The 23,625-nt window shown below is 47.1% G+C and carries 20 protein-coding genes; 9 read left to right on the forward strand and 11 right to left on the reverse strand.

The window, feature by feature from the left end; all coding sequences use genetic code 11:
• Positions 1-41: 41 nt before the first annotated feature.
• Genes IT291_01030 through IT291_01040 form a run of 3 tightly spaced genes read right to left on the reverse strand, consistent with a single transcriptional unit; the run spans position 42 to position 3,335 of the window.
• Positions 42-1,088 (reverse strand): hypothetical protein, encoded by a 1,047-nt coding sequence (locus IT291_01030; protein ID MCC6219804.1) that lies wholly within the window; start codon positions 1,086-1,088, stop codon positions 42-44.
• A gap of 5 nt (positions 1,089-1,093) precedes the next feature.
• Positions 1,094-2,311: a DUF1343 domain-containing protein gene (locus IT291_01035; protein MCC6219805.1), complete on the reverse strand. Its 1,218-nt coding sequence runs from the start codon at positions 2,309-2,311 to the stop codon at positions 1,094-1,096.
• A gap of 40 nt (positions 2,312-2,351) precedes the next feature.
• Positions 2,352-3,335, reverse strand: coding sequence for a polyprenyl synthetase family protein (locus IT291_01040; protein MCC6219806.1), 984 nt, complete (start codon positions 3,333-3,335; stop codon positions 2,352-2,354).
• Positions 3,336-3,359: 24 nt separating this feature from the next.
• Here IT291_01040 and IT291_01045 point away from each other — a divergent pair, with 24 nt between their 5' ends.
• From IT291_01045 to IT291_01060, 4 genes are all read left to right on the forward strand, one after another.
• Positions 3,360-4,649, forward strand: a complete 1,290-nt coding sequence (locus IT291_01045; protein MCC6219807.1) for an 8-amino-7-oxononanoate synthase — start codon at positions 3,360-3,362, stop codon at positions 4,647-4,649.
• Positions 4,646-5,395, forward strand: a complete 750-nt coding sequence (locus IT291_01050; GenBank protein MCC6219808.1) for an alpha/beta fold hydrolase — start codon at positions 4,646-4,648, stop codon at positions 5,393-5,395. The genes IT291_01045 and IT291_01050 overlap by 4 nt, the downstream gene beginning before the upstream one ends.
• A complete protein-coding gene (locus IT291_01055; protein MCC6219809.1) occupies positions 5,392-6,201 on the forward strand; it encodes a methyltransferase domain-containing protein in 810 nt (269 codons plus the stop codon). The genes IT291_01050 and IT291_01055 overlap by 4 nt, the downstream gene beginning before the upstream one ends.
• A gap of 124 nt (positions 6,202-6,325) precedes the next feature.
• Complete coding sequence (locus IT291_01060; GenBank protein MCC6219810.1) at positions 6,326-6,991, forward strand: PH domain-containing protein; 666 nt, start codon at positions 6,326-6,328, stop codon at positions 6,989-6,991.
• Between the two features lie 52 nt (positions 6,992-7,043).
• Here the strand turns inward: IT291_01060 and pssA are convergent, their stop codons facing one another.
• Positions 7,044-7,796, reverse strand: a complete 753-nt coding sequence (pssA, locus tag IT291_01065; GenBank protein ID MCC6219811.1) for a CDP-diacylglycerol--serine O-phosphatidyltransferase — start codon at positions 7,794-7,796, stop codon at positions 7,044-7,046.
• A 305-nt stretch (positions 7,797-8,101) separates the two neighbouring features.
• Between pssA and IT291_01070 the strand changes: the two genes are divergently transcribed.
• From IT291_01070 to IT291_01080, 3 genes are all read left to right on the forward strand, one after another.
• Positions 8,102-8,362: a DNA-directed RNA polymerase subunit omega gene (locus IT291_01070; GenBank protein ID MCC6219812.1), complete on the forward strand. Its 261-nt coding sequence runs from the start codon at positions 8,102-8,104 to the stop codon at positions 8,360-8,362.
• Between the two features lie 104 nt (positions 8,363-8,466).
• Positions 8,467-10,674: a bifunctional (p)ppGpp synthetase/guanosine-3',5'-bis(diphosphate) 3'-pyrophosphohydrolase gene (locus IT291_01075; GenBank protein ID MCC6219813.1), complete on the forward strand. Its 2,208-nt coding sequence runs from the start codon at positions 8,467-8,469 to the stop codon at positions 10,672-10,674.
• A 171-nt stretch (positions 10,675-10,845) separates the two neighbouring features.
• Positions 10,846-11,631 (forward strand): hypothetical protein, encoded by a 786-nt coding sequence (locus tag IT291_01080; GenBank protein ID MCC6219814.1) that lies wholly within the window; start codon positions 10,846-10,848, stop codon positions 11,629-11,631.
• On the opposite strand, the gene IT291_01085 is transcribed toward IT291_01080, so the two are convergent.
• The 7 genes from IT291_01085 to IT291_01115 all read right to left on the reverse strand — a co-directional run bounded on the left by IT291_01085 (position 11,617) and on the right by IT291_01115 (position 18,682).
• Complete coding sequence (locus IT291_01085; protein ID MCC6219815.1) at positions 11,617-12,723, reverse strand: SO_0444 family Cu/Zn efflux transporter; 1,107 nt, start codon at positions 12,721-12,723, stop codon at positions 11,617-11,619. The genes IT291_01080 and IT291_01085 overlap by 15 nt on opposite strands.
• Positions 12,724-12,763: 40 nt before the next feature.
• Positions 12,764-13,243, reverse strand: coding sequence for an Rrf2 family transcriptional regulator (locus IT291_01090; protein MCC6219816.1), 480 nt, complete (start codon positions 13,241-13,243; stop codon positions 12,764-12,766).
• Positions 13,244-13,400: 157 nt separating this feature from the next.
• On the reverse strand, positions 13,401-13,826 hold the full coding sequence (locus tag IT291_01095; protein MCC6219817.1) for a hypothetical protein: 426 nt from the start codon (positions 13,824-13,826) through the stop codon (positions 13,401-13,403).
• Between the two features lie 128 nt (positions 13,827-13,954).
• Entirely contained in the window at positions 13,955-15,712 is a 1,758-nt protein-coding gene (locus IT291_01100) for a hypothetical protein (protein ID MCC6219818.1), read from the reverse strand.
• A gap of 219 nt (positions 15,713-15,931) precedes the next feature.
• Positions 15,932-17,104, reverse strand: a complete 1,173-nt coding sequence (locus IT291_01105) for a PilT/PilU family type 4a pilus ATPase (protein ID MCC6219819.1) — start codon at positions 17,102-17,104, stop codon at positions 15,932-15,934.
• Between the two features lie 79 nt (positions 17,105-17,183).
• Positions 17,184-18,230, reverse strand: a complete 1,047-nt coding sequence (locus IT291_01110; protein ID MCC6219820.1) for a type IV pilus twitching motility protein PilT — start codon at positions 18,228-18,230, stop codon at positions 17,184-17,186.
• 284 nt (positions 18,231-18,514) lie between these two features.
• Entirely contained in the window at positions 18,515-18,682 is a 168-nt protein-coding gene (locus IT291_01115; protein ID MCC6219821.1) for a hypothetical protein, read from the reverse strand.
• 230 nt (positions 18,683-18,912) lie between these two features.
• Between IT291_01115 and mfd the strand changes: the two genes are divergently transcribed.
• Together mfd and IT291_01125 are read left to right on the forward strand one after the other, a co-directional pair.
• Entirely contained in the window at positions 18,913-22,572 is a 3,660-nt protein-coding gene (mfd, locus tag IT291_01120) for a transcription-repair coupling factor (protein ID MCC6219822.1), read from the forward strand.
• Between the two features lie 34 nt (positions 22,573-22,606).
• Positions 22,607-23,560, forward strand: coding sequence for a SurA N-terminal domain-containing protein (locus IT291_01125; GenBank protein MCC6219823.1), 954 nt, complete (start codon positions 22,607-22,609; stop codon positions 23,558-23,560).
• Positions 23,561-23,625 lie beyond the last annotated feature (65 nt).

Here is a 23,625-nt window from a genome sequence, read left to right on the forward strand (position 1 = left end):
TCGCGTAGTTGTGTCCGCCTCCAATGGCAAGTAGCGCGTCGCTAACTCTCGCTACAACCCTTCAACCTCTCCTGCAGCCTGTGAACCTGACGCCAGCAGAGATCGGAAAGGTTGGGGGATTTGAAGCGGTCTGGGGTTAGGTCGGGGCAGCGTTCGGTGAGGAGTTCTTCGTAGGTACTGCCGTTGTTGGCGAGAGCTAGAGTCTGTCGCCAATAGTCGAGGACATCGCGGTAATGCTCTTCCACTAAAAACGCACGAGAGCCGGCGTCATAAATGGCACAGCGCTCTAATGGGAACGCGGGATCGTCGTATTGAGAATTGAAAAACTCCGGCGTAAGCAAGGCGTTCTTGCGCAAGAGGTCAGTGCCAGATATTTTTATTCTTAAGTCGGAATGAGAAGTCGCTACGTCGAAGCGGCCTTCTAAGTAGATAACCGCTGCCCCACTATAAGTCCGAAAATGCTCACGACAATATTTGTCGGCGCTCAGCAACAGCTGTTCGGCTTTGATGCCACCAATAGTGAGAAACAAAATGGACTCTATCTCCTTTTCCTCATATCGCGCTAAAGATAGCACTCGCTGAAGGGCATAGGCTAGGCTAGTGCCGGTGGCAACCACATCGGCAAAAATAAGACAAGACTGAGGCGAGAAATAAACTTTCTGGTATTCGTTTTCCGAAATATACCAATCCTCACTGCCGACACTCTTTCGCGCCCTTTGGGCGCTGATAAAAGCAGAAGCGTGCTCATTCCAATTGAATGCATTAAACAGAGCTTCCCTTAAACCAAAGTTTAAGCCGCCTCTTAAAATATTTAGTACCGTCGCATGCTTTTCGTTAAGCTCAAACGGCGCTTTTTTTTGAAAAGCCTTGAGCACCGCAGTGCACGTTTTAGTAAGCGCCGCCGTGTAATTAACGCCCACCAGAAAGGGATCGTTGCAAATCTCTCGGCTTTCAGGAGTAGATGCGAGAAAGCGCGAAATCGATATATCCTCCTCTTTTGGCAGCTCGTAGAACGAGCAATGAGAACTCGTCTGTAAGACGTTTAAGTTATCAATGCGGGCAGCCTGTGGCTTATAGAGCTTGTTCATGCTGTTTAATACAATAGAAATTCCTGACGCGCATTCCTAAACCAGGCCTCAAACTCAGCAATGGCGTTCAACAGTTTTGCTAAACTAGTCTTTCTCTCTACGCACTTTCTAAATTCATTGCTGCCAAAAAGAAGATCTATAGCCTGCACATCCTCAATGAATTCATAAGCCCCCTGCCGCCAAATAAATTTGTCAGGATACATTCGCGCCGCGGTTGCAATTAAAGCTAGCGCCCAGCGAAAGGGCTTAAAGCGTTCGCGGTCGACGACGTGAATCTGAATTCCATCGCAAATCTTTCCTTTATATTTATCAAACTGCGGCATAAAACTAACTGGCCGAAGTATAGCGCCCTCTAATTGTAGCTCGCTCTTAAGCGTCTCCTCCGCCCAAGCGCGCCCATCGATAAACGGAGCGCCCAATAACTCAAAAGGCTGCGTCGTGCCGCGGCCCTCCGAAATATTAGTTGCCTCAAATAGACAAGCTCCAGGATAAACAACGGCCGAATGAACGCTCGGGATATTAGGAGACGGCTGAACCCATCGCCAGTTTATCTCATCGGCATATAACCTTCTCGACCAGTTTTCCAAACAAACGATTTCAAGCTCGCAGGGAATCGGGGCCACGGCGTTATCCCCATAGCAAAAGCCCTTGTGCATCAACATCGCAAGCTCGCCTATAGTCATGCCATGGCGATTCGCTACTGGGTATTGCCCACAAAAACTCTTGCACTCACTGCATAATGGCGAGCCCTCCACATCCTCACCATTGATGGGGTTTGGCCTGTCTAGCACTAGTATTTTTGTCCCAGTCTTTTGAGCTGTGCGCATGGCAAAGCAAAGCGTTTGGGCATAAGTGTAATACCTACTGCCAATATCCTGCATGTCGACGACAACTACGTCTAAATCCTCAAAAGTTTCTGGCTTGGGCGTTAGGCTTCCCTCAGAACTCCCGTAAAGACTTACCACTGGAATACCAGTATGCAAATCGACTGATGTGCTAACCTCCTCCATGGCTTGATATACACCGCGAACTCCGTGTTCCGGCGCAAAAAGCCTTACGACATTGCAGTTAGCGCTGTTTTTCATCAAATCGACAATATGGCGCAAACGAAAATCTACACTCGCCGTGCTCGCAATGACGCCGAGGCGCGCAGATTTTAGCTTTTCAAAATTCGACAACGCCATCTCGTCCAGCCCCGTCCTAACGCTTGCTAACGAACTCATAAATTAAAAAACCCTTTCTCGTATCGACTTAACACACAGTCTACAAGCAGCGATTTAACGTGTAGTCGATTAGACCCAAAAGCTTCTCTTTGGTAAACAAATTGAGCCCACCATCGCTTATATCGTTAACCGCTGACTTTGCAAGGCTAGCGTATTTCTTTGCAACTTCTCTACACTGCTCGATAACCGCAGTGTTCCTTAAGTAGTTCATCGCTTCCGCGCTATCGCCAGCCGTTATTGTCTCTTTGGTAAAAAAATCCAACGCCCTCCTGTCGCCACTTTCGAGCCAGAGAATATTAACGAGCGACGGAGTCTTCTGCCTTAAATCCGTTCCGCTAGGCTTCCCCAATAAATCCTCAGTCGAAACCACGTCCAGAATATCGTCAATCATTTGAAATGCCACGCCGGCCCAATACCCATAAGTTCTCATTTTCTGAACATTTCGAGCGCTCACATTCGCTAGGCGCGCACCCACCTCGCCAGCCAGCGCAAAAAGAGAGGCTGTCTTCTTGCCAACGACGTCAATGTAACTATCTAAACTTCGCGGACTACTACTAGTAAGCTGACCCTCGAGGATCTCACCCTCTGTGAGCTCCACGCATGCGCGCTCAGTAGCATCTACAATCGCCGCATCTAAATGAGCACAAAGGCCAAACGCCCTTACTAAAAGAAAATCGCCCGCTAGCAGGCTAGGCGCGAGTCCAAAACGAACATAAGCCGATACTTTGTGCCGCCTAATCGGTGACTCATCAATAATGTCGTCATGTAGTAGTGTTGCCATGTGAATGAGCTCAATGCCAGCCGCGACATCTATGAGTTCCTCGGTCGTTCTTGAATTTACAAACAGCTTGTTCGCCAATACTGTAACGAGCGGACGAATCCTCTTTCCTCCCAAAGCTAGAAGGTATGTCGAAATGTCGGTCAGTAAGGGTGCCTCCGCCGCAAGTCGCGACCGAATCCGCTCCTCGATTAGATCGAGAGCCTCTTTCTCATCTTTTAGTAGATCTGAAATTCTTACTTCCATATACGGTGCTCAAATAAGTCGATTATGTTAGCAGAGATTCGAAGCAAAGGCACGGACAAACTGAGAGTTTTATGCTATCATGACGCAATTGTTTGGTCGTTAAATATTAACTTTATAAGGCCTTATATGCAGGACGAGCAGTGGATTGCTAACATTCTTGAGGATCTTCGAGGGAGAGATTTGGGGCGAAAACTGCGTTTGATGCCTCAGAGCGGAGCTTGGATAGATGTAAATGGCAGGAGGCTAATAAACTTAGCACAAAATGACTATCTCAATTTAGCCCATAGGCCCTCGGTAATTGAAGCGGCTAGGCGCGCGCTATCTGAGACGAACTCTACGAGCTCGAGTGCTTCGCGCCTAGTAACGGGAACACTTAGGTGGCATAGCGAACTAGAGGAGCGGCTGGCGGCTTTTTTGGGTTATCCCCGAGCAATCGTCTACGGAAGCGGCTATTTGGCTAATCTGGGCGTTATAACTGCGCTTGTCCACAGAAACGATGTCGTGGTTGCCGACAAACACGTTCACGCGTCGCTCATCGATGGAATCTCGCTAAGTGGCGCAAAACTCCTGCGCTTTCTGCATAACGATATTAGTCATCTCGCGCGGGTTTTAGTAAAGGCTAGGGATATAGCAGGTAGCGGCGGGAAGGTGCTTTTGGTTACAGAGTCAGTTTTTAGTATGGACGGAGATGTCGCACCTTTGGTCGAGATGTCTCGGTTGGCCGAAAAATTCGGTGCGATATTTGTCGTCGATGAAGCTCACGCCATCGGCGTTTTTGGGGAGAATGGGCGCGGTCTCGTTAACCAGCTGGAGCTTCAGGGAAAAGTAGATATATGCACCGGTAGCTTCTGCAAATCACTTGGCAGTTATGGTGGTTTCGTCGCTGGCTCGCGGTTGGTGGCAGAGCTGCTAATAAACGTTTCTCGGCCTTTTATCTTTAATACTAGCCTGCCACCAGCCGTAGTCGCTGCTAGCAGCGAGGCAATTTCAGTGCTGGAGAGGGAGCCGCATTTAGGTGCTGAGCTTTTGGCAATTGCCGACTCGTTTAGAGGTGTTCTGCATGATGGCGGCTTAGACACTGGCAGTTCTTGCAGCCAGATAGTTCCGCTTATCGTTGGTGAGAACTGCGCCGCGATGTCACTTTCGCGTATTTTGGAGGATGAAGGCGTTTTTGCGGTTGCGATTAGAGAACCTACAGTGCCGAGGGGCACGGCGAGGCTTCGCTTTTCGCTGTCTCTTGCCTATCATCAGCAGAAGATTAGCGCGGTGGCCGATGTCGTTCTTAAATGCGCAAGACGCGCTAATATCACATGAGTGCCTCGTTGGTATTTTTAAGTGGTTGGGCGCATAGCGCCGAGGTGTTTAGGCCGCTTCTTGAGAAACTGGGTGGCGTAAAGTCATCGCTTTTAGTCTCGCCTTCGCAATTACTTGTGGCTTGCCAGAGTGATAAGAGAAGAGAGGAGAGAAAGGATATAGGGCTTTACGCTCAGTCGCTTTTAGCGTTAATAGAAAGCCTGCCACCACCTCGGATATTTATTGGTTGGTCCATGGGTGGCATGATAGGCTTAGAAGCTTTAAGTGGCAGCAATATCGCCGAAAAACTAATTCTGCTTAGTTCTGCGTGCAGATTTACCTCTGATAAAGATTATCCATATGGCAGTAGTTTGGGCGCACTGCGACTCATGAAACAGCGTTTTTTGCGAGAGGATAAGCCCGCACTGCGGGATTTTTTTTCTCTAGTTAGCTACCCTGGACTATTAACTGAGGAGGAAACCGAATTCATGGTGATGAATGCCACTAGAGAGGGCAAGGAGAGTTTAATTGGTGGCCTCGAGTATTTGGAAAATGTCGATTTGCGAGACAAGATTCCTGGCGTTAGAGTCCCTACTTTGCTCTTACACGGTCGCTGCGACAAAGTTATTCCGTGTGAAGCATCTCATTATCTTGCGGCTAAGTTAAAGGACAGTAGCTTGGTTATCATCGAGGAGGCTGGGCACGACTTAGTTAGTAGTCACCTAAGGGCGGTAAGTGAGTGCATATCGGAGTTTGTTGATTCTTGAAGACTGATGACTTTTCTGTAAAAAAACAGTTTTCACGCGCAGCCAATACGTATAACGATAGCGCGGCTTTGCAGTTGCGGATCTGCGTGGAGCTTTTAGAGATGTTTAGGGTGCAGCGCGCGCCGGAAACGATACTCGAGCTTGGAAGCGGAACGGGCTTGCTAACGCGGCTTTTAAGACAGGCGTTCCCATTTGCGCTCATTCACGCGCTAGATATTTCGGAGAAAATGCTTGAAGTGGCGCGGTCTGAGCTAAACGACGATCGAAACATTGAGTGGCTCTGCTGTGATGCGCGCTATTTCACTTCCTTAAGTCGCTACGATCTAATTGTAAGTGCATCGGCTATTCACTGGATGAGTCCTTTGGCGGAGTTGTTTGGAAATTTGCAAAAACTCCTAGCCAAGGGGGGTGTTTTTTTGTTTTCATTGATGACTAGTGGGACTCTTGCCGAACTTAGAACAGTTCGAGAACGAGTTGCTCCGGACAAAATGCCGGTGGGGAAAATCCCTAGTTTTCAAACTGTTTGCGACGCTCTAGTGGCTAAAGGATTGGATATAGCTTCTTGTAGGCAAGTTTCGTACAAGGAGTATTATAGAAACGCGCAGGCCTTCGTCGATAGTTTGAGAAATTTAGGCGTTAATTCGGGCGAATTCTCTCGTTCGGTTAAGCCGCTATCAAAGAATGAAGTAGTGGACATTATTGAGCTTTACCAGCAAATGTATATAGAGAAGGATGGAACGGTAGGTGCTAGTTTTGAGGTAGGATATTTCGAGGCTTATTTAAAGACAAAAGCGCCCAATAAATAATAAGCCCGGATGTAAACAACTGATGTTAACTTTGCATAACTACTATGCGTAATTACGGTCGTTGCTCCTATAGACGTCGCCGTGTATAATACGTGTTATTTTATATACTTAATGGAGATTATCTATGCAGCAGGGGCATAGCGATAAGCCGTCTCACGTTACGGATTATTTGGATTTAAAGAAGGAATTCCCCATGAGCACTTTATGGGCTGGTAGGGGTGCTAGTCTTCTCTTTCTTTTTTTCCTAATTTCGGTTGGCGTTGCTTGGGTGGTAAGCGAGTATTACGTTGCCTACATTCAGGACGATCTTTGGCGCGAGAGGGCTGAGGGAGTGCTAATCGGCGTGATGGCGCTTCTGTTAGCCGCAAGTGTCATTCGCTTTATTTTCTTACAACTGGAAGCCAGGTTTTACGACTACCACGTAAGAGGCGGCAATTTGTATATTTCTAAGGGCATTATTATCAAGGAACGCGGTTCATTTCCATTGTCGCGCATCACGGACATCTATCTGCGAAGAGGTGTTGGTGACCTAATATTTGGCCTGGCAACTTTACACGTATCAACTCCCACTAGCAGTTCGGGGCATTTTGCCTATATTAAAGGCTTGCGAATGCACGATGCCATGGCACTTCAAACGAAGCTAGAGGAATTAGTAAAGGAGCAAGACAACAGTTTAGCTAACATGAGCGAGCTCATGGGCGAACTTGTGAGCGTTAACGAAGGTGTGCACAATGGCAATAAGGTGGTTCACATGAATGCACAGAACGCTAAGGTTTCTAACACTCGTTAAGATTTAGCAGCAATTAGCAAGTGGCCGTCATGGGCGCGATTTCAACACACTCCTAGTGCTCGTTTGGTTCAAAGATTAGTTTGAGTTTGTTGGCAATATTTGGCGAAAGCTTTTTAGCTGCATAGATAAACAAACCGCTCAGTGCATAGCCGGTAGATATGCCAACAATTATCAAGCGGCTGTGGTACCAGGTAAGCGCAACCAGTATTGCCAGGATTACGAGATTTCTCATGCTACCAGCATCTATGAGCTTTATCTTCTTAACGCTAGGGTAAGTTAACGTGCTTACCATAAGAACGGCTATAATAACGCAATATATCAAGAGCAGCATGACTCCGTAGTAGCTTGTAACTGGCTGCGGATTCCAATAGACGAGAGATGCAAGAGCGGCAGCGCCTGCCGGTATAGGCAGTCCCACAAAGTAATTCCTAGACCGAGTATCGATGTTAAACCTAGCTAAACGCGTCGCTCCCGCCACCATATATGCAAAGACCACCAAGACGCCAAATTCATCGGCAATTTGGCTAAACGCCCAAGAGTAAATAAGTATGGCGGGCGCAACTCCGAAGGCTACTAAATCACTTAACGAATCGAACTCCCGGCCAAAGGCGCTAGTAGCATTAAGTCTACGCGCGACGCGCCCGTCCAGGCCATCGACGACAAAACTTAGAGCTATGCAGCGTATTGAGTAATCGAAATTGCCCTTAACCGCTTGAAGAATTGCGAGGAAACCACAAAAACTCCCGATTACAGTGATTAAACTAGGGATTAGAAACATCTTCTCCTGAATCTTGTTTCTAACCAAGCGTGGTTTCTTAAATGCTAGCTTTGATTGTAGTGTGGTCATGTTTAGTTAATAAATAAACCGTTAGCCAGAAAACTGCTATCTCACGACAGATGAAATTCTTCTGATTTTAGTCTATTTACGCGAGCGATGTCCATTGAACGCACGGAAGTTGATTCATGTTTATATCAAATCCATGTATATTAGCTTGGTAAATTTTTTAGAAGGCTAGAGTTTTTATGAAGTTACGTGTATAATTAGGCGCATTAATGGAAGCATAGGTATCTTGATTATTTATTAATTTAGAGTAAGTTACTGTATATTTTATGGCACGAATTACTGTTGAGGATTGTTTAGAGCAGGAGCCGAATCGTTTTAACTTGGTAAGGTTGGCGGCGGTCAGGGCTAAACAGTTACTAAGTGGGAGCGGAGCGGTGGTAGATTCAACAAGCAATCGAGAAATTGTTACCGCACTTAGAGAGATTGCCGATGGCAAGGTCAAGTTTCGCAATAAGCCCAGAACTGTCTGGGATGAGGTGCCTAGTTCTAGCGATGAAAGGATGTCGCCAGTTAGCGGCAATGCTTGATATTTATTAGCCTGAAATCATTTGCTTTACTGTCCTTCTCACCTCACCGCGCGCTTGAGTGTGTGCGGGGAGGGTTGTTTTCCTAGACGTTTAAGAGGCGTACCATGAGGTTGCAGGAGATCATCGTTGCGATCCAGAGCTATCAAGATGCGCCCGACATAGAAAGCGTGCGCCGCGCCTATTCTTACGTTCTCCATCACCATAAGGGGCAGACTCGCGTGTCTGGTGAACCCTATGTAACTCATGTCACGGAGGTTGCTTTTCTCGCTGCCAAGCTCAAGCTCGATACATCTTCTATTGTTGCGGCACTTCTTCACGATACGGTGGAGGACACTGACGTTACGTTGGAGGATTTACAGAAAGAGTTCGGCGAAGATGCTGCTACCTTGGTTGACGGAGTAACTAAACTTAGCAAAATTAATTTTAGCTCCAAGGAGGAGCAGCAGGCGGAAAATTTTCGCAAAATGCTAATCGCCATGGCGCGTGACATTCGCGTGCTCCTCGTAAAGCTTTGCGATCGCCTACACAATATGCGCACTCTTGGTTATCTCTCTGAATCGCGGCGCAGAAGAATCGCTCAGGAAACTTTAGATATCTATGCTCCGCTTGCTCATCGCCTTGGTATTCACTGGATGAAGTCCGAACTCGAGGATCTGTCGTTTCGCCACTTAAAGCCCGAAATTTACGACAACATCAAGCGGGCCGTTAACAAGAACAAGAGAGAGCGAGAGCGCTACATCGACGAAGTGGTTAGGCTCATTTCGCGCGAACTCGAGCAAAACAATATTGCGGCGGACGTGTCTGGTAGGCCTAAGCACTTTTATTCGATTTACCAAAAGATGCAGTCGCAGGAGCTAAACTTTGATGATATTTTCGATCTCACCGCTTTTCGCATAATCGTTAATACGCAGATGGAGTGTTACGCAGCCCTTGGTGTGGTTCATGCCGCCTGGCGCCCGATTCCTGGGCGTTTTAAGGATTACATAGCCATGCCCAAGCCGAATAATTACAGGTCGCTTCACACAACCGTTATTGGTCCGCGTGCCCAAAGGATTGAAATCCAGATTCGCACTCAGGAGATGCACGACATTGCCGAAAAAGGCATAGCTGCTCACTGGGTGTACAAGAAAGAAGGCTCGAGCACCAAGGCCTCTCCTCAGCACTGGGGACAATTCCCTTGGCTAAGAGACTTACTTGAATCCGGGAAGGCACTGCGGGATCCAGTGGAATTTATGTCAACCGTCAAGGACGATCTATTTCCAGAGGAGGTTTTTGTTTTCACTCCAAAAGGGGATGTGGTTGGTCTAGCTAAAGACTCCACTCCAATTGACTTCGCATATCACATTCATTCGGAAGTGGGGAACCATTGCGCTGGTGCTCGCGTTAATGGGCAGCAAGTAGCGTTATCCCATCGCTTACAAAATGGCGACACCGTGGAAATAATTACGTCTAGTCGACAAATTCCCAACAAGGATTGGCTAAATGTCGTAGCAACCTCAAAAGCGAAGCAACGCATCCGGGCTTGGAGGAGGACGGAGGAGCGCGAATGTTCTATCGCGGTTGGAAAAGAGCTCTTAAGTAAGGATTTGGCTAAACTTAAGATGAACTTAAACAAGCTACTCAAAAGCGGCGAGCTGGCTAGAGTGGCGCACGAACTTAGCTTTGCGGACGAAGATGGACTGTTAGCTGAGATTGGCTACGGCAAACTCCCTGTCAATGGGGTTTTGAGAAAATTATTGCCAGAAGATACGGATCTCGAGGCTAAATTAGCTCAGGATGAGACAACCCTTCAGAGGATTTTTAATCGCGCTGCTAAGGCATTCAAAGATCGCGGTGGGATAAAGGTTAGCGGCATGGAGGATGTCGTCTTTAAGTTTGCTCGTTGTTGCGAGCCGTTGCCGGGGGATCCGCTAATTGGATATGTGACACGCGGTCGAGGGGTAACGATTCACACGAGGCATTGTTCGCAGGCTATGGGATTTGACCCTCAGCGGCTTATAAATGTTTCATGGGACAGTGCCAAGGGCGTTACTCAGCGGCAGGTTCGCATTACCGTTATAGCGAGAGATCAGGTGGGCATTTTGGCCCAAATGAGCCAATCCATTGCCGCTACTGGCGCAAATATAGTGACGGCACAGACTACCGTTACGCCGGACAAAAAGGCTATTAGCGTGTTTGACATAACCGTCGACGGGGCTTCCCAAGTGGATGCTATAACTAGAGCTTTAGAAAAGATTGATGCGGTTATGAAGGTAGAGCGGCGACGGTTTGCCGATACGGCTGGTGGCGACTTTGACCAAAGTCGCTCGTAGCGATATGTTATTAAAATACTGAGACGCCTTGGGGTGATTTAGGGCATATTAGTTTTTTTGAAGCAAATAACAGTAGACTTCTGATATGTTTCTAAGCAAATAGGTAATAACTGTTATTTATTGTCTACAATTAACTTACTGTTTACTTTCAATAAAGTCGGAAGAATTCTCGTGGTTTATAGAATGATGCCGTGGTCTATCAGATTAGTTAGAGGTGTTTATACCATTTACAAAAAGGATTTTTGTAAATGGTATAAACAGCAAGTGCGTAAGCACTTGCCAATAAACAACAAATACCGTTTCCAAAAAGTAAAATATTCAACTTACTTTTTGGAAACGGTATATTTAGGGGCGTTTTTTATAGTTGTGGCATTTTTTGGCAGTCTTCCAGGGCTTGCACTTGCGGATATGGCATGGATTGACGAGGCTACCGATTGCGACGATTTTCGGCTTCGCGTGCGGGTTTATACCGAGATTGCGTCTGGACTTAAGGATCTTTCGCGAACGCGACTACAAGATGTTAATCGGATTTTTAATTTGGCCTGTAGCGAGCAATTTCGCTCCTGCGATTTTAGGTTTTGCTCTGCAAGCGCCGCATCCGAGGATAAGAGAGAACAAGCGAATAGCAGCGTGATTACTTCTCCTAGCTTCGCAACGAGCGCGACGAGTGCTCTACCGAAGGTAGAGCCAATTGAAGCTTCAAAGAAGCTCGATACCGGAATGTCAGATAGCCCAGAGGTCATTAAGGATAAGTTATCAGACAGGAAGAATTTTTTTGTAGAACTTGACGGGCCAATTAGCCATTCCGCCAACATTGAATGGCGACCATTTACTATCGATCATGGAGCCATAGACCGCCGCTTATTAACTGACCGCATTATGGCGCTTCAAGTTAGGACGAGGTTCTTGCCTTTTTGGTACATTAGAAACTCCCTGTTTCGCCTAAGTTTTTTTTAGCTCCGCGCAAGAAGAAGCATATAGCCTACGAAAAACCTTTTTAAGAAGGCTAGTAAGCATTAATAGAACAAGTACATAGCCAGCTAGCTGGTCTAAAGCTTGAGAGCCTTCGTGAACGTGTGTCTGAGTAGCTACTGAGCCACTGTATGGCTCCAGAATGACATTAGCCAGCGAGCCTATAGCAAGAGTGACTACCGCGATCGCCCCGAGATAAATGCCTAAAGCTCTATTCCCCAACTCTTCTTTGAGAACGAGAATGCTGGCGATATTGGTAGCAGGCCCAGCCAACAAGAAGACCAGGACTGCGCCAGGACTTAGGCCTTTTGCGAGCATAGCTGCCCCGACGGGAGTGGAGGCACTTGCGCATACGTATAGCGGCAGCGCCACGATAAACATTAATAGCATAGAGGTAAAGGGAGAAAGTCCTAGCAACTCTATGCTATTAGCAGGAACTGCAACTGCAATTATTCCTGCAATAAAGTATCCAGTAAGCATGCTAAGCGCGATGTCGTCAATTACCGTTACGTAGCCAAAGTGAAGTATTGAGACGAGTTTCTCGAAAGCTATTTTTAGGAACGGCGATTCTGAAGCTCGCGTTTTAGCCAAAGACGCCTTGCAGCAGACCGCTGCGCCAGACTCTTCCGTTAAACTACTGACACCTTGCGGCGCGGCTTCCTCAGGAGCGGCAAAGGTGTCAATGAGCGCACCAGCGGTAAGTGCTGATACAAAGGCCGCAACGGCTCTGGCAATCGCAATAAAAGGCCCAAGCAGCGCGTGGCTCAAAAAAAAGGAATCTATGCCAATTTCTGGCGTGCTAATCATGAAACTAGCCACTGCTCCGCGACTAGCCCCAGTCCTTCTAAGAGAAACCGCAACCGGGACTACGCCACACGAACAGAGCGGCAGTGGCATCCCTATAAGAGACGCCTTAATTACCGATTTTAGGCCGGGCTCCCGCAAATGTTGCCTTATAAAATCGGCTGGAAAGAAAACTTTTATCACGCCGGCCAAAAATAGCCCCACTAGCAACCAAGCCGCGCTATCTGTCGCCATTTTCCAGCTCGAATTAAACCACTGTAATAAAACGTCCATTGTTTATTTTCTCAACAACAGCTTATTGTTTACCGAAGGCCTATTCACAACATGACAGTACCTTAAGAGATGTCGAGGAGTCTGATTTATCTAGCAATTTGTCCAATGTGTAATTTTTCAAGAAGGCATTTAGGTGTTCCTTGAGATCGTTCCATACTGGCCTTAGCCAGCAACTAGAATGAGGAGCGCAACGCAACTTAGGATCCAGTGGTTTAGTGCTGCAAATTAGTTCAAATGTCTCCCCCTCAACGGCAAGCAGTATGTCATAGAGAGTGATTTCACTTGGGCTACGGGCTAGCTTGTAACCACCGTGCGGGCCACGAGTGCTTGTAACCACATTGCCTCGGCGCAGGCGATGAAGTATCTGTTGAGCGTATTGCAGAGCTATGTCTTGATTCTCAGCGATTTCAGTAGCAGTTACGCAAACATCTTGGGCCGCTACCAAGGGGCGCTCCTGATTGCGTTTAGCTAGGTATAGAGAAAGCAAAACTCCATACTCTCCCCACTGTGTAATTCGCATATTTCAAATCTCGCTCGCAAGTGCCTGCCTCTAGAGAGAGAGTATATGCGACAAATTCCTGTGGCTCAACAGCTAGGTGGATCTGGCGATGGGGTTATACCATTTACAAAAAGTAAAATATTTAACTTACTTTTTGGAAACGGTATATACTAACGAGCTATGCTTTTATGAAAAGAATATACGTCCATGGAAGAATGGCACCAAACACATATACAGCACTTATTGCTCCCAGTGCCCTTTTTACCCAAGGCACTTTCGCAGTGATGAGGGTCAAGGTTACAACTACAACGATGGCTAATATCTTTGCATATGCGAGAGCCGATACTGTTCCGACCTCGTCCATGAGAGAGCGAAGCAGTGGGTTTCCCTCAATACTCGATCCAAAGCGAGCTACACCCATGCCCGTTAAAATTGCATCGAGTGCCTGAAGAACGACAAGAAAGGATCCTAGCGCTAATACGTCGCGCGAAGGAATGAACGACGAAGCCGTCATTGGCAGCGCCGCACATGAAGCACGTCCTACTTTAGATGAAACAGAGTAAAAGCAACAATCATCCTGAGTTTTGTACGCTAATTCGCTCATGAATATATATCAACCTATTATATTCATGTGCTTCTAAATAAGAGCTAAGTAGCTAATTTATAACGATATTTATTCTCCGCTAATAGATGAGTCATTCTACGGATTTTCTTTTCCTTAACGCCCTTGGCTTAAGCCTTGCCCTTTGATTTCCCCATTTGATAGCTCTCAATCGTTATTGCACCCTTATCAATGGTAGTAGAGCCGAGCATTACTCCCATTTTTCTGATTTGCTCGATTGCATCAGGGGTAAGGTACTCTCTAGCCTTTTGCTGATCGTCTGGCGGTGCGAACATCAACAACATCTGACCCATATTTTCTAAAGTAGTTCCAAAGCGATCGAAGCTCATGTACCAGTTAAACAATGTGTCCCGTTCGGAAAGAATCGATTTTTCCATGCCAGACGCCATTGACGCAAATACCTCTCCCTTTCCATTTATTCCTTTTAAAAGCGCCCTGAGTTGATTATCAGTTGAAGAGGCGATGACGAAATTCTTGTGACGTGTAAGGAACATCCCAAAGCCTAATGGACTCATCATACTTTTTACCTTCACGCCATCAATTTCATTTTCCTGCCACTGCAAACCCTGGGCGCCGCCTTGTGTTCCCATATATGACGTCACTATTTGCGAAATCTGCTGCTCGGATTGTTCCGCCGCATTCGATTCGAGCACGATGAGTAGATCTGGAACTGGCAACATCGAACCGCCACTGCTAGGTGAGTTGACTACCAAACCAACGCGCTGAACGGCATCGAGCACCTTGAGCTGGTCCTGCACCGGCGCTGGGGCGTTAGCAGCTAAGAGTGCCTTAGCTCTTAGAAGCGTTTGGCCGTCCAAGCTTATAAACAGCAGTGGATCTGCTGGAAGCACTTCCAACATGCTTTTTGCGTTTGAGCTTCCAAAGATCTCAAAAACTTTCTTTTGGTTCTCGTCTCGGGGATTAAATAGAAGCTTCACAATCGCGCTTGGAATATCTGCCATAGCGGAGGACAATGAAATCGCTTCTATTGGTGACTTAGAAACAGAGGCAATTAAATCGGACTTATTTTCGGCCTTAGCGATGTGCTCAACGATTTTCGTAAGGTCGATGTACCCAAAGCCGTAACGGCTTTCGCTACTAGGAAAGTCCTGCGTAGCGCGTTTAAAATTCTCCGAATTTACAAACTGCGGAACTCCTTGCTTCGCAGTCAGTACTTGTTGAATCACTGTCTCGCTAAATGAGAACACGCCCGTGCCGTTGTTCCACGCGACGAAAATCATTGGCGGCACTTTAGCCGCCGCTTTACATGCATCGACATCGTCGCATAAGTCATAACTCGAAAAACTAAAACCCTTAGCCCCGGAGATCGACTCATCCTTGACCTCAATACCAGCCTTTTTGATCTCATCTCTTATAACCGCCAGTCTATTCGGCAATTCGTCTTTTTTGCTGCTTCGCAACAACAATCCAATACTCGTCAATGGTTCGCTTGCCTGCTGTGGCAGCGTAGCGAAAAGCGCTACCTCGCCAACGAAGTCTTCAATTACTTGAGGTTGCTCGCTCAGATTACATGATCCCTCTAAAATCTGAGCCACTTTTTTCGGAAAGCCCTCGCTAGTCAAGATGTCCTTAGCTGAAAACTTGTTTTGCCGAGGGGACCATGGAGAAGCCAGTAATCGCTTGTACGCCGCATGCGACAAATCGGCAGATACAAAACAATATGCATCAGAAGGAATAGACTTTACGAGCGAATCGCTGTTTGTGAGCTCAGCCGCAACGTCGGTCGCCTGTGCTTTTTTTGCAACGACCGAAGTCTCCTTCTTCTTGGAACATGAAGCGGTAAATAAAAATACAGATGTTAGTAAGATAAGCGCAACTCTCGATAGTGAATTGCAAAACAGTTTCATAGACTCTTTAGACTCCAAAATAGTAAGGAATAATGCCTTAGGATGATTTCCAATACCTGGCACGCCTGCGCTGCCCTGATAAGTTCGATTAGCTCTGCTTATACTGTTTTCGTTGGCTTTTGCCCAGAGGATAATATCAACACGCCCCGACTAGTAAATAGGCAAGGGGTGTTTTTGCAGTTTTTTTTGTGGCAGCGAAGACGCTAGTAGCGACTATATCTAACTGTCGCGGTCCATCTGTAGCGAAAGGCCGGCGGCCATTCCTTCGCCCTCGGTGGAATCGCCGCCCTTACTTCCGCTAAAGGCCGATGCCGGTTCGTTCAGCGAACCGTCTTCGGCTAGCTTTATTTTTAGGCGCAGGTTGTTGGTGCTGTCGGCGTTTCTAAGCGCCTCCTCCAAGGAAATGCGACCTTCCTGGTAAAGACTGAGCAAGTGCTGGTCAAACGTCTGCATTCCCACAGTAGTGCTAATTTCCATTGCCTCTTTTAGTTCTGCAATCTTGCCTCGGTAGATTAAATCCTTAACACGAGGACTGCCTAACAGTATCTCGACACAGGCAGCCCTGTTGCCCTCGACCGTGCGCACTAAGCGCTGAGAAATAATCCCGCGAAGATTTAGGCTTAACTGAAGATAGATCTGCTGATGCCGCTCCGGCGGAAAAAAGTTCATTATGCGTTCCATCGCCTGGTTTGCGTTATTCGAATGAAGCGTTGCAAGACACAAATGTCCAGTCTCAGAAAACGCAATGGCCGCTTCCATCGTATCCGAATCCCTAATCTCACCAATGAGGATTACGTCAGGTGCCTGCCTGAGCGCATTCTTTAAGGCACTAAAATAATTGTCCGTGTCCATGCCAATCTCGCGCTGATTTACAATCGACTTCTTATGCGCGTGCACAAACTCAATGGGATCCTCTATTGTAATAATATGACCAGCCTGGTTTGAGTTTCTGTGGTCAATCATTCCCGCAAGAGTCGTAGACTTTCCGCAGCCAGTAGAGCCAACGACCAACACCAAACCGCGCTTACTCATTGCAACTTCTTTGATAACGGCTGGCAAACCAAGATCGTCTAAGTTTGGAATCTTAGACTTAATCTGTCGAATTACCATGCCAATACAACCACGCTGGCGAAAAATGTTTACGCGATAGCGCCCTAAACTGGAATAGTAGAGAGCTAAATTCTGCTCGTTTGTGGCCTCAAAATCCTTCTGTTGCTTTTCGGTCATTACACTCATGGCGAGCATCTCCGTCTCCTCGCGCTCAAGAGCGCGCGAACCAGCCGGTCGCACAACGCCGTTAACGCGATAACACGGCGGGCTGTCAACCGTTACATAAAGGTCTGAAGCATCGTGTTCATTCATTACTGTTAAAAGCTTTCTAATATCTAACATATTGTTTGCCTTCCCGTAGTTCGCAACAGCGCTTTACCACAAGCCATTCCAGGCTCATTCGTTCGGCGACAAGCGGTTCTTATTGCTCAGTACCAAAGAGATTCGGATTCCCAGATTTCTCGATGGCCGTCTCCTTCGTAATCAGATGAGCATCGGCTAACTCCACTAATGCCATTTCCATCGTCCGCATGCCCACATTCTGCCCAGTCTGCAGCATACTCGGCAGTTGGTGAATCTTGTTTTCCCGTATGAGGTTTCTAACACCCGTCGTCCCTACCAGTATCTCCAGTGCCGCAATTCGCCCGCCACCGACCTTCTTGCAAAGCGTTTGAGTTATTATTGCTTGTACCGACTCGCTTAGCATTGCTCGCACCTGACCCTGTTGGTCAGCGCTAAACACATCGATAATGCGATCTACTGTCTTAGGTGCACTTGAAGTATGTAGTGTCCCGAACACCAAATGACCTGTCTCTGCGGCGGTAAGCGCCAATTGAATAGTCTCCAAATCTCGCATTTCGCCAACGAGAATGATATCTGGATCCTCTCGCAAAGCGGCTCGCAACGCCGCCGCAAACGAGCCCGTGTGTGGCCCAACCTCACGCTGGTTAACCAAGCAGCGCTTCGAGGGATGCACAAACTCAATCGGATCCTCGACGGTAAGAATGTGGCCTTCCAGCTCATTGTTTATTAGATCGACCATTGCTGCCAAGGTGGTGGATTTTCCAGAGCCGGTTGGGCCAGTAACTAGTACTAAACCCTTTTCCTTTCGCGTTAGCTGCGCCAAAATTGACGGCAAGCCCAACTGCTCGAGGCTCATTATTGCAGTAGGAATAGTCCTAAACACGGCGCCCATCCCACGCCGCTGCCTAAAAACATTGACGCGAAACCGCGCTCCCTCACCAAGCTCAATTGAAAAATCAATGTCATTGTACTCCTCGAACACTTTTCGCTGAGAGTCACCCATTATGTCGTAAAGCATCGCATGCGTCTGCTCCGGACTAAGCACTGGCAACTTTACTTTTTTCATGTCGCCATGTACGCGAATAATAGGCGGCTCGCCGGCACTAATGTGTAGATCCGAACCACCCTGCTGATACGTAAATGTTAGTAACTGAGCTATATCCATATGCTAGAGTATCTATGGGCTAAAAATTAGTTTCGTACGCCTTGAATCTGCTACCTACAGCCAAGAGCAGATTCGTACAAGTATTGAAATCGAATGTTTCTCGCCAAAGCTTGACCCTTAAGCGCTAGGAAAAGAAATTGTGATGGGATTTATTAAAAACCGTTCTTCCGATTTACACTCAACAGACCTGTTAAATTAGGCCTTTAAGTAGCAAAACCCGCGTAAAAACAACAACTTATAAAGTTCTTGCGCTGACGCGCACGAAATTACTCATTAAAACAATATCAATCCGTGTCTATCGCCTCTTTGAGCTCTGGATTGCTTAACAGCTTAGAGGCCTCGCCGCCAACCGCCGCAACGCCTATAACACAGGCGAGCATTATGAGCGATGCGACTAAAAGATACTCTAACAACGTAGCGCCTTTTTCGTTATGGAAATATTTAAACATCATGCCGTTAATGATAGATTTAATTAATGTATTTAGCTTAGCATAATGATTAATCTTTTTGAATGGACAAAATTAACACTTACAACATAGTTGCAACATTGCTGGCATTTGCCGCAAAAATCGATTAGTTGAATGCTCCGATTGTAGATTTTTATTACAACCCGCATCGGGTTCGCGCATAATATTAATTTGGGGTTCTTAGTAGGGAATTTGCGATTTAAATACTAACGTTTATGAATTCATTGGCAAGCGACACAGAAGATCGAAGAGAGCCTTACCATGCTGTTATTCACGGTAAGAGCAACTTCTCAACAAGGCCAACGAGAATTTCGGGTTTTTGGGGCAGCACTGTTGCCGCTTACGAGATTTCCAAGCTCGCCCGTAAGCAAAAGCGAACCTTTTCGATCGTCGTGGTCGTTCCCGACTCACGTGCGGCGGAGGAGATAGAGCGAGATCTGCACTTTTTTTTAGATGAGGCGCAGGCTAAGGATCAAACCAGCACTCCTGCGATTACTATCTCCAAATTCCTAAACTGGGAGGTTCTGCCGTTTGACGAATTATCTCCAGCCCGAGACATAAGCGCTGAGCGCTTGTTTTCCTTAAAGACCCTCGCCATGAATCAATGCTCAATAGTTGTCGCTACTGCGCCAGCTCTGATGCAGAGAATTCTCCTCCCACGAGATTTAATGACGAGTATAAGGAAAATATCTCTCAACATGGAACTATCGAGAGATAAATTCATTGCCAGCCTCGATAGCCTTTCTTACGTTCGAACTACTTTAGTGGAGGAAGTCGGACAAATGGCTGTGCGCGGAGCCGTAGTGGATTTCTTTCCGCCAGGCATAAATCTGCCGATAAGAGTTGAGCTGTTCGCAGATATAATTGGATCAATTCGCACTTTTAATCCTGCCACTCAGCGAAGCGTCACTTCGTTAGCGGAGTTTGAAATCATGCCGGTAGGTGAATGCGTGCATCTTGCCGATTCCTCTCAACGCGTCCAATTTGCAATAGATAAGATTAAGGAGCGCGCAGACGACCTTGCAATTCCAACTAACCAGATCGAGGGCTTGATAGATGCGCTTAAAGGCAATGCCGATTATCCAGGCCTCGAACACCTGTTCTGCCTAATTTCAGAAAGCTCAGGAACGTTTCTTGACTACGTTTCGGAAAGTTCCTTGCTCGTAGCATACGACGAAATTGCCATCGCACAGGCTTTGGATTCCTTTGAGGCATTAGTAGAAGAGCGAAGCCTCTTGGCTGAGAAGGAAGGGAGGCTTTTTTGCCAAACATCCTCTGCGTTCCAAACGGCAGAGCATACGCTAAGACAGCTACGCAAGAGGGGAAATTTCTTCTTTGACACTGTCGATATGCTTTCCTTCGACGATTCGCTTAGAGACGCCGCCAATGAGTCGCACGCAGAGTCTCCTAGCCTGGAGAAAGTGCGTGTTTACTCGAATTCAGAGATAACTAAGAAACTCTGGTCTTCCACCGACCAGGTTCAACCTTTTAAGGAACTCTCGAGGGAGATAAAGGCACGCATAGACGAGGGAGTAGCCGTCGCTTTAGTAACTAGCCAGGCATCGCGAGTTCAGCGCATTGTCGAGCTACTAACTAATTACGAAATATCTTGTGAAAGGTTTAAAGGCTCATTTGCGAACTGGAGAAGTAGAGTAGAGAGCAGTAGCGGACGAGATCGCAAGGTAGTTAGTATTCTGGAAGGTGTGTGTGGTTCGGGATTGCGCGCGCTCGATGATGCTTTGATGTTTATTTTGGACACGGAAATTTTTAGAGACATGGCCGTGCGCCAGACGCGCTTTGCAGCACAAAACATTAAGCGCTTTCTTGGCACTAAGTCGCAATTAAGCGAGAACGATTTCGTGGTTCACGTCGATCATGGCATCGCCATCTATCGGGGCCTAAAGGCCATGACAGTGGAAGGCGAGATAAACGATTATCTCCACCTAGAGTACGCCGAAGGGGCCAAGCTCTATGTTCCAATGGACAACATAGCTAAGGTACAAAAGTATATCAGTGCCGGAGGAGGCGCGGAACCGCAGCTAACTAAACTCGGTTCTACTGCCTGGGAAAAGGCTAAGACAAAAGTTCGGCAAAATGTTCAAGTCTTGGCGGGCGAACTCATTAAGATTTATGCCGAAAGACAGGTAGCCAAAGGACTATCGTTTGGGGAGCCGGATGAAGAGGACGAGCGCTTTGCCGATTCCTTTGCATTTACTGAGACGCCCGATCAGATGTCGGCCATTGACGATGTATTGAGAGACATGGCGTCTGATAAGCCCATGGATCGCCTAGTATGTGGCGATGTCGGCTACGGCAAGACTGAGGTTGCCGTGCGCGCAGCATTTAAGGCCGTCATGTCGGGTAAACAGGTCGCCATTTTGGTTCCGACGACGGTTTTGGCGGATCAACATTTCGCTACCTTTAGTGAGCGCTTTGCAGGATACCCAATTCGCCTAAAATGTTTGAGCCGTTTTTGTTCGCCTATTGCAAATCGCCAAACCGTTTTGGAGCTTGCTAGTGGCAGCCTAGATGTAGTAATCGGCACACACCGCCTTTTGCAGCGAGATGTGCATTTTAAAGATCTGGGATTGTTGATTATCGATGAAGAGCACCGCTTTGGAGTGGCACATAAGGAGAGGTTTAAGCGATTTAAGCGCGAAATAGATGTCTTGACATTGAGCGCTACGCCTATCCCAAGAACTCTCAACATGTCGCTATCTGGTATACGGGATTTAAGCGTAATCGAAACACCACCAAGCGATCGGCAAGTAATTAGAACGTACATTGCGCCGTATAGCGATGGCGTAGTGCGCGAGGCGATAATGCGCGAGATAGGACGCAGCGGGCAGGTGTTTTACATTCACAATCGAGTCAGCAATATCGCTGCTATTGCAGCCGAGCTTGGCAAACTGGTTCCAGAGGCCAAGATAGAATTTGCCCATGGACAGATGCACGAAAAGGAGCTAGAGGTTATTATGCATCGATTCGTAAGTCGCGAGATCGATGTGCTGGTTTCAACTACGATTGTCGAGTCTGGCTTAGATATTCCAAACGCCAACACCATCATCATTCGAGGAGCAGAAAAATTCGGCTTGGCTGAGCTTTATCAGCTTAGAGGTCGGGTAGGAAGGAGCTCGCGCCGCGCCTATGCCTACCTACTAGTGCAAGATTTAAAGAACATTGCCGGGGATGCAAAGCGGCGCCTACAAGTGCTTCAATCGTTAGACGACCTAGGTGTGGGCTTTCGATTAGCGCTTCAGGATATGGAAATTCGCGGCGCAGGAAATCTTTTGGGAAAGGATCAGTCAGGACAAGTAAGCCAAGTTGGCTTTGAGTTATATTCTCGGATTTTGAAGGAAGTTGTGGATAACATGCAGGAGAGTGCTGTAGAAACCACCAATCTCACAAAAGATGTTCCCATAGTGGAACCAGAGGTTCATATTGGTTTTCCCGTTCATATACCGGAGTGGTATATTCCGGATGTTGCCGAGAGGTTAGTATTGTACCAGCGATTAGTAGATTTGCGAGACGAGGCGCGAGCTGGCGAGTTAAGAGAAGAGATCGAGGACAGATTTGGCAGGCTTCCAGAAGAAGTCGCTTTGCTGCTCGAGCTAATGACTTTTCGCAGTTTGCTAAAACAAGCTCGAATTGTGTCGGCTAGTTTTAGAAATTCTCAGCTAGTGTTAGCATTTCACCCGCGCGTTTCTCTGGATGGCAAAACAGTTATCGAAGCTATTCAGACCGCAAGGGGTCGCCTAAAGATTAGCCCAGATATGGTATTAAAAGCTGATATTGGAGTACAGAAACTGGAGTCACCCGCCGAGTTGCTAGGTCACACAAAGGCAATATTAAAACAGCTTGGCGTGCAAGTGTAAATTCTTCGCAAAAAAAGGTCGCTATATGAGTCATATGAATATACTTAAGTCGGCGTTAATGTTTGTCACCATAGGGGTCTTTTTTTTGCTATTTTCGCCGGCCTCTTTTGCGCAATCCGCTGCTAGGACAGACGGCAACATCATTAATGAGGTAGTGGCCGACATCGATGGAGAACCGTTGACAGTTAAAGATTTAGAGCAATACGCAGCCCTTCAGGGACAAGATTTACCGCCAGACATTTTTGGCGGGGACACAAAAATTATGCAGCTCGTCAAGGATATGGTGCTAAGCAAACTAATCGAACGCGAAGCTAAGGAAAGTGGGATAGAGGTGAGTTCCGAGGAGATAGCCTCATATATTGAGGAGATTCGGCGACAGAACGGAGTCGACATAGATGGTTTCCGGAAGTTATTGGAGAGTCGTGGCCTTTCGGAACAAGACTACAAAAGGGTGGTTGCAGGCGATATTTTGCGTGCCAAGGTTATTAGCGCCAAAGTGCGTGCAAAAGTTCAAATAGTCGACGAGGACGTCAAGCGATATATAGAGAAAAACCCACAAAGGATTCCGCCGGCAGGAATGGTTAGAGTAGAGCAGATATTTTTTCCAATCGATATTTCTGCGAACGAAAAGGCTTTGGCCGAGACACTATCGGAGTTGCGAAAAAGAATCATCGGCGGCCTGGAATTCTCACAGGCTGGTGGCGCGAATTATAGTGACCTGGGATATATGAATTTAGCGGATCTATCAACTGAGTTGAGGCAGGCGGCGGTGGGGCTTGAAGACGGTGGCGTAAGTAATGTAATAATCGCAGGTCAGGGGGTTTATTTGTTGCGCGTTTCGGGATCTACGCGCGGAGAGAACGGGGTAGCTCCGGGCATGGAAAAACAGATTCGAGACGAGCTCTACCAAGCTGCGCTTAAGGAAGGGCTAGAAAAATTCCTTACTGAGCAACTACCAACAAAATATGAGGTCGAGATAAAGCTATAGACATTACTACTATATGTTTCTCGACTATCTAATTACTGTAATTAATTTGTGTTTTTTCTGTTATT

The organism is Deltaproteobacteria bacterium, assembly GCA_020845775.1.
Lineage (GTDB): Bacteria > Bdellovibrionota_C > UBA2361 > SZUA-149 > JADLFC01 > JADLFC01.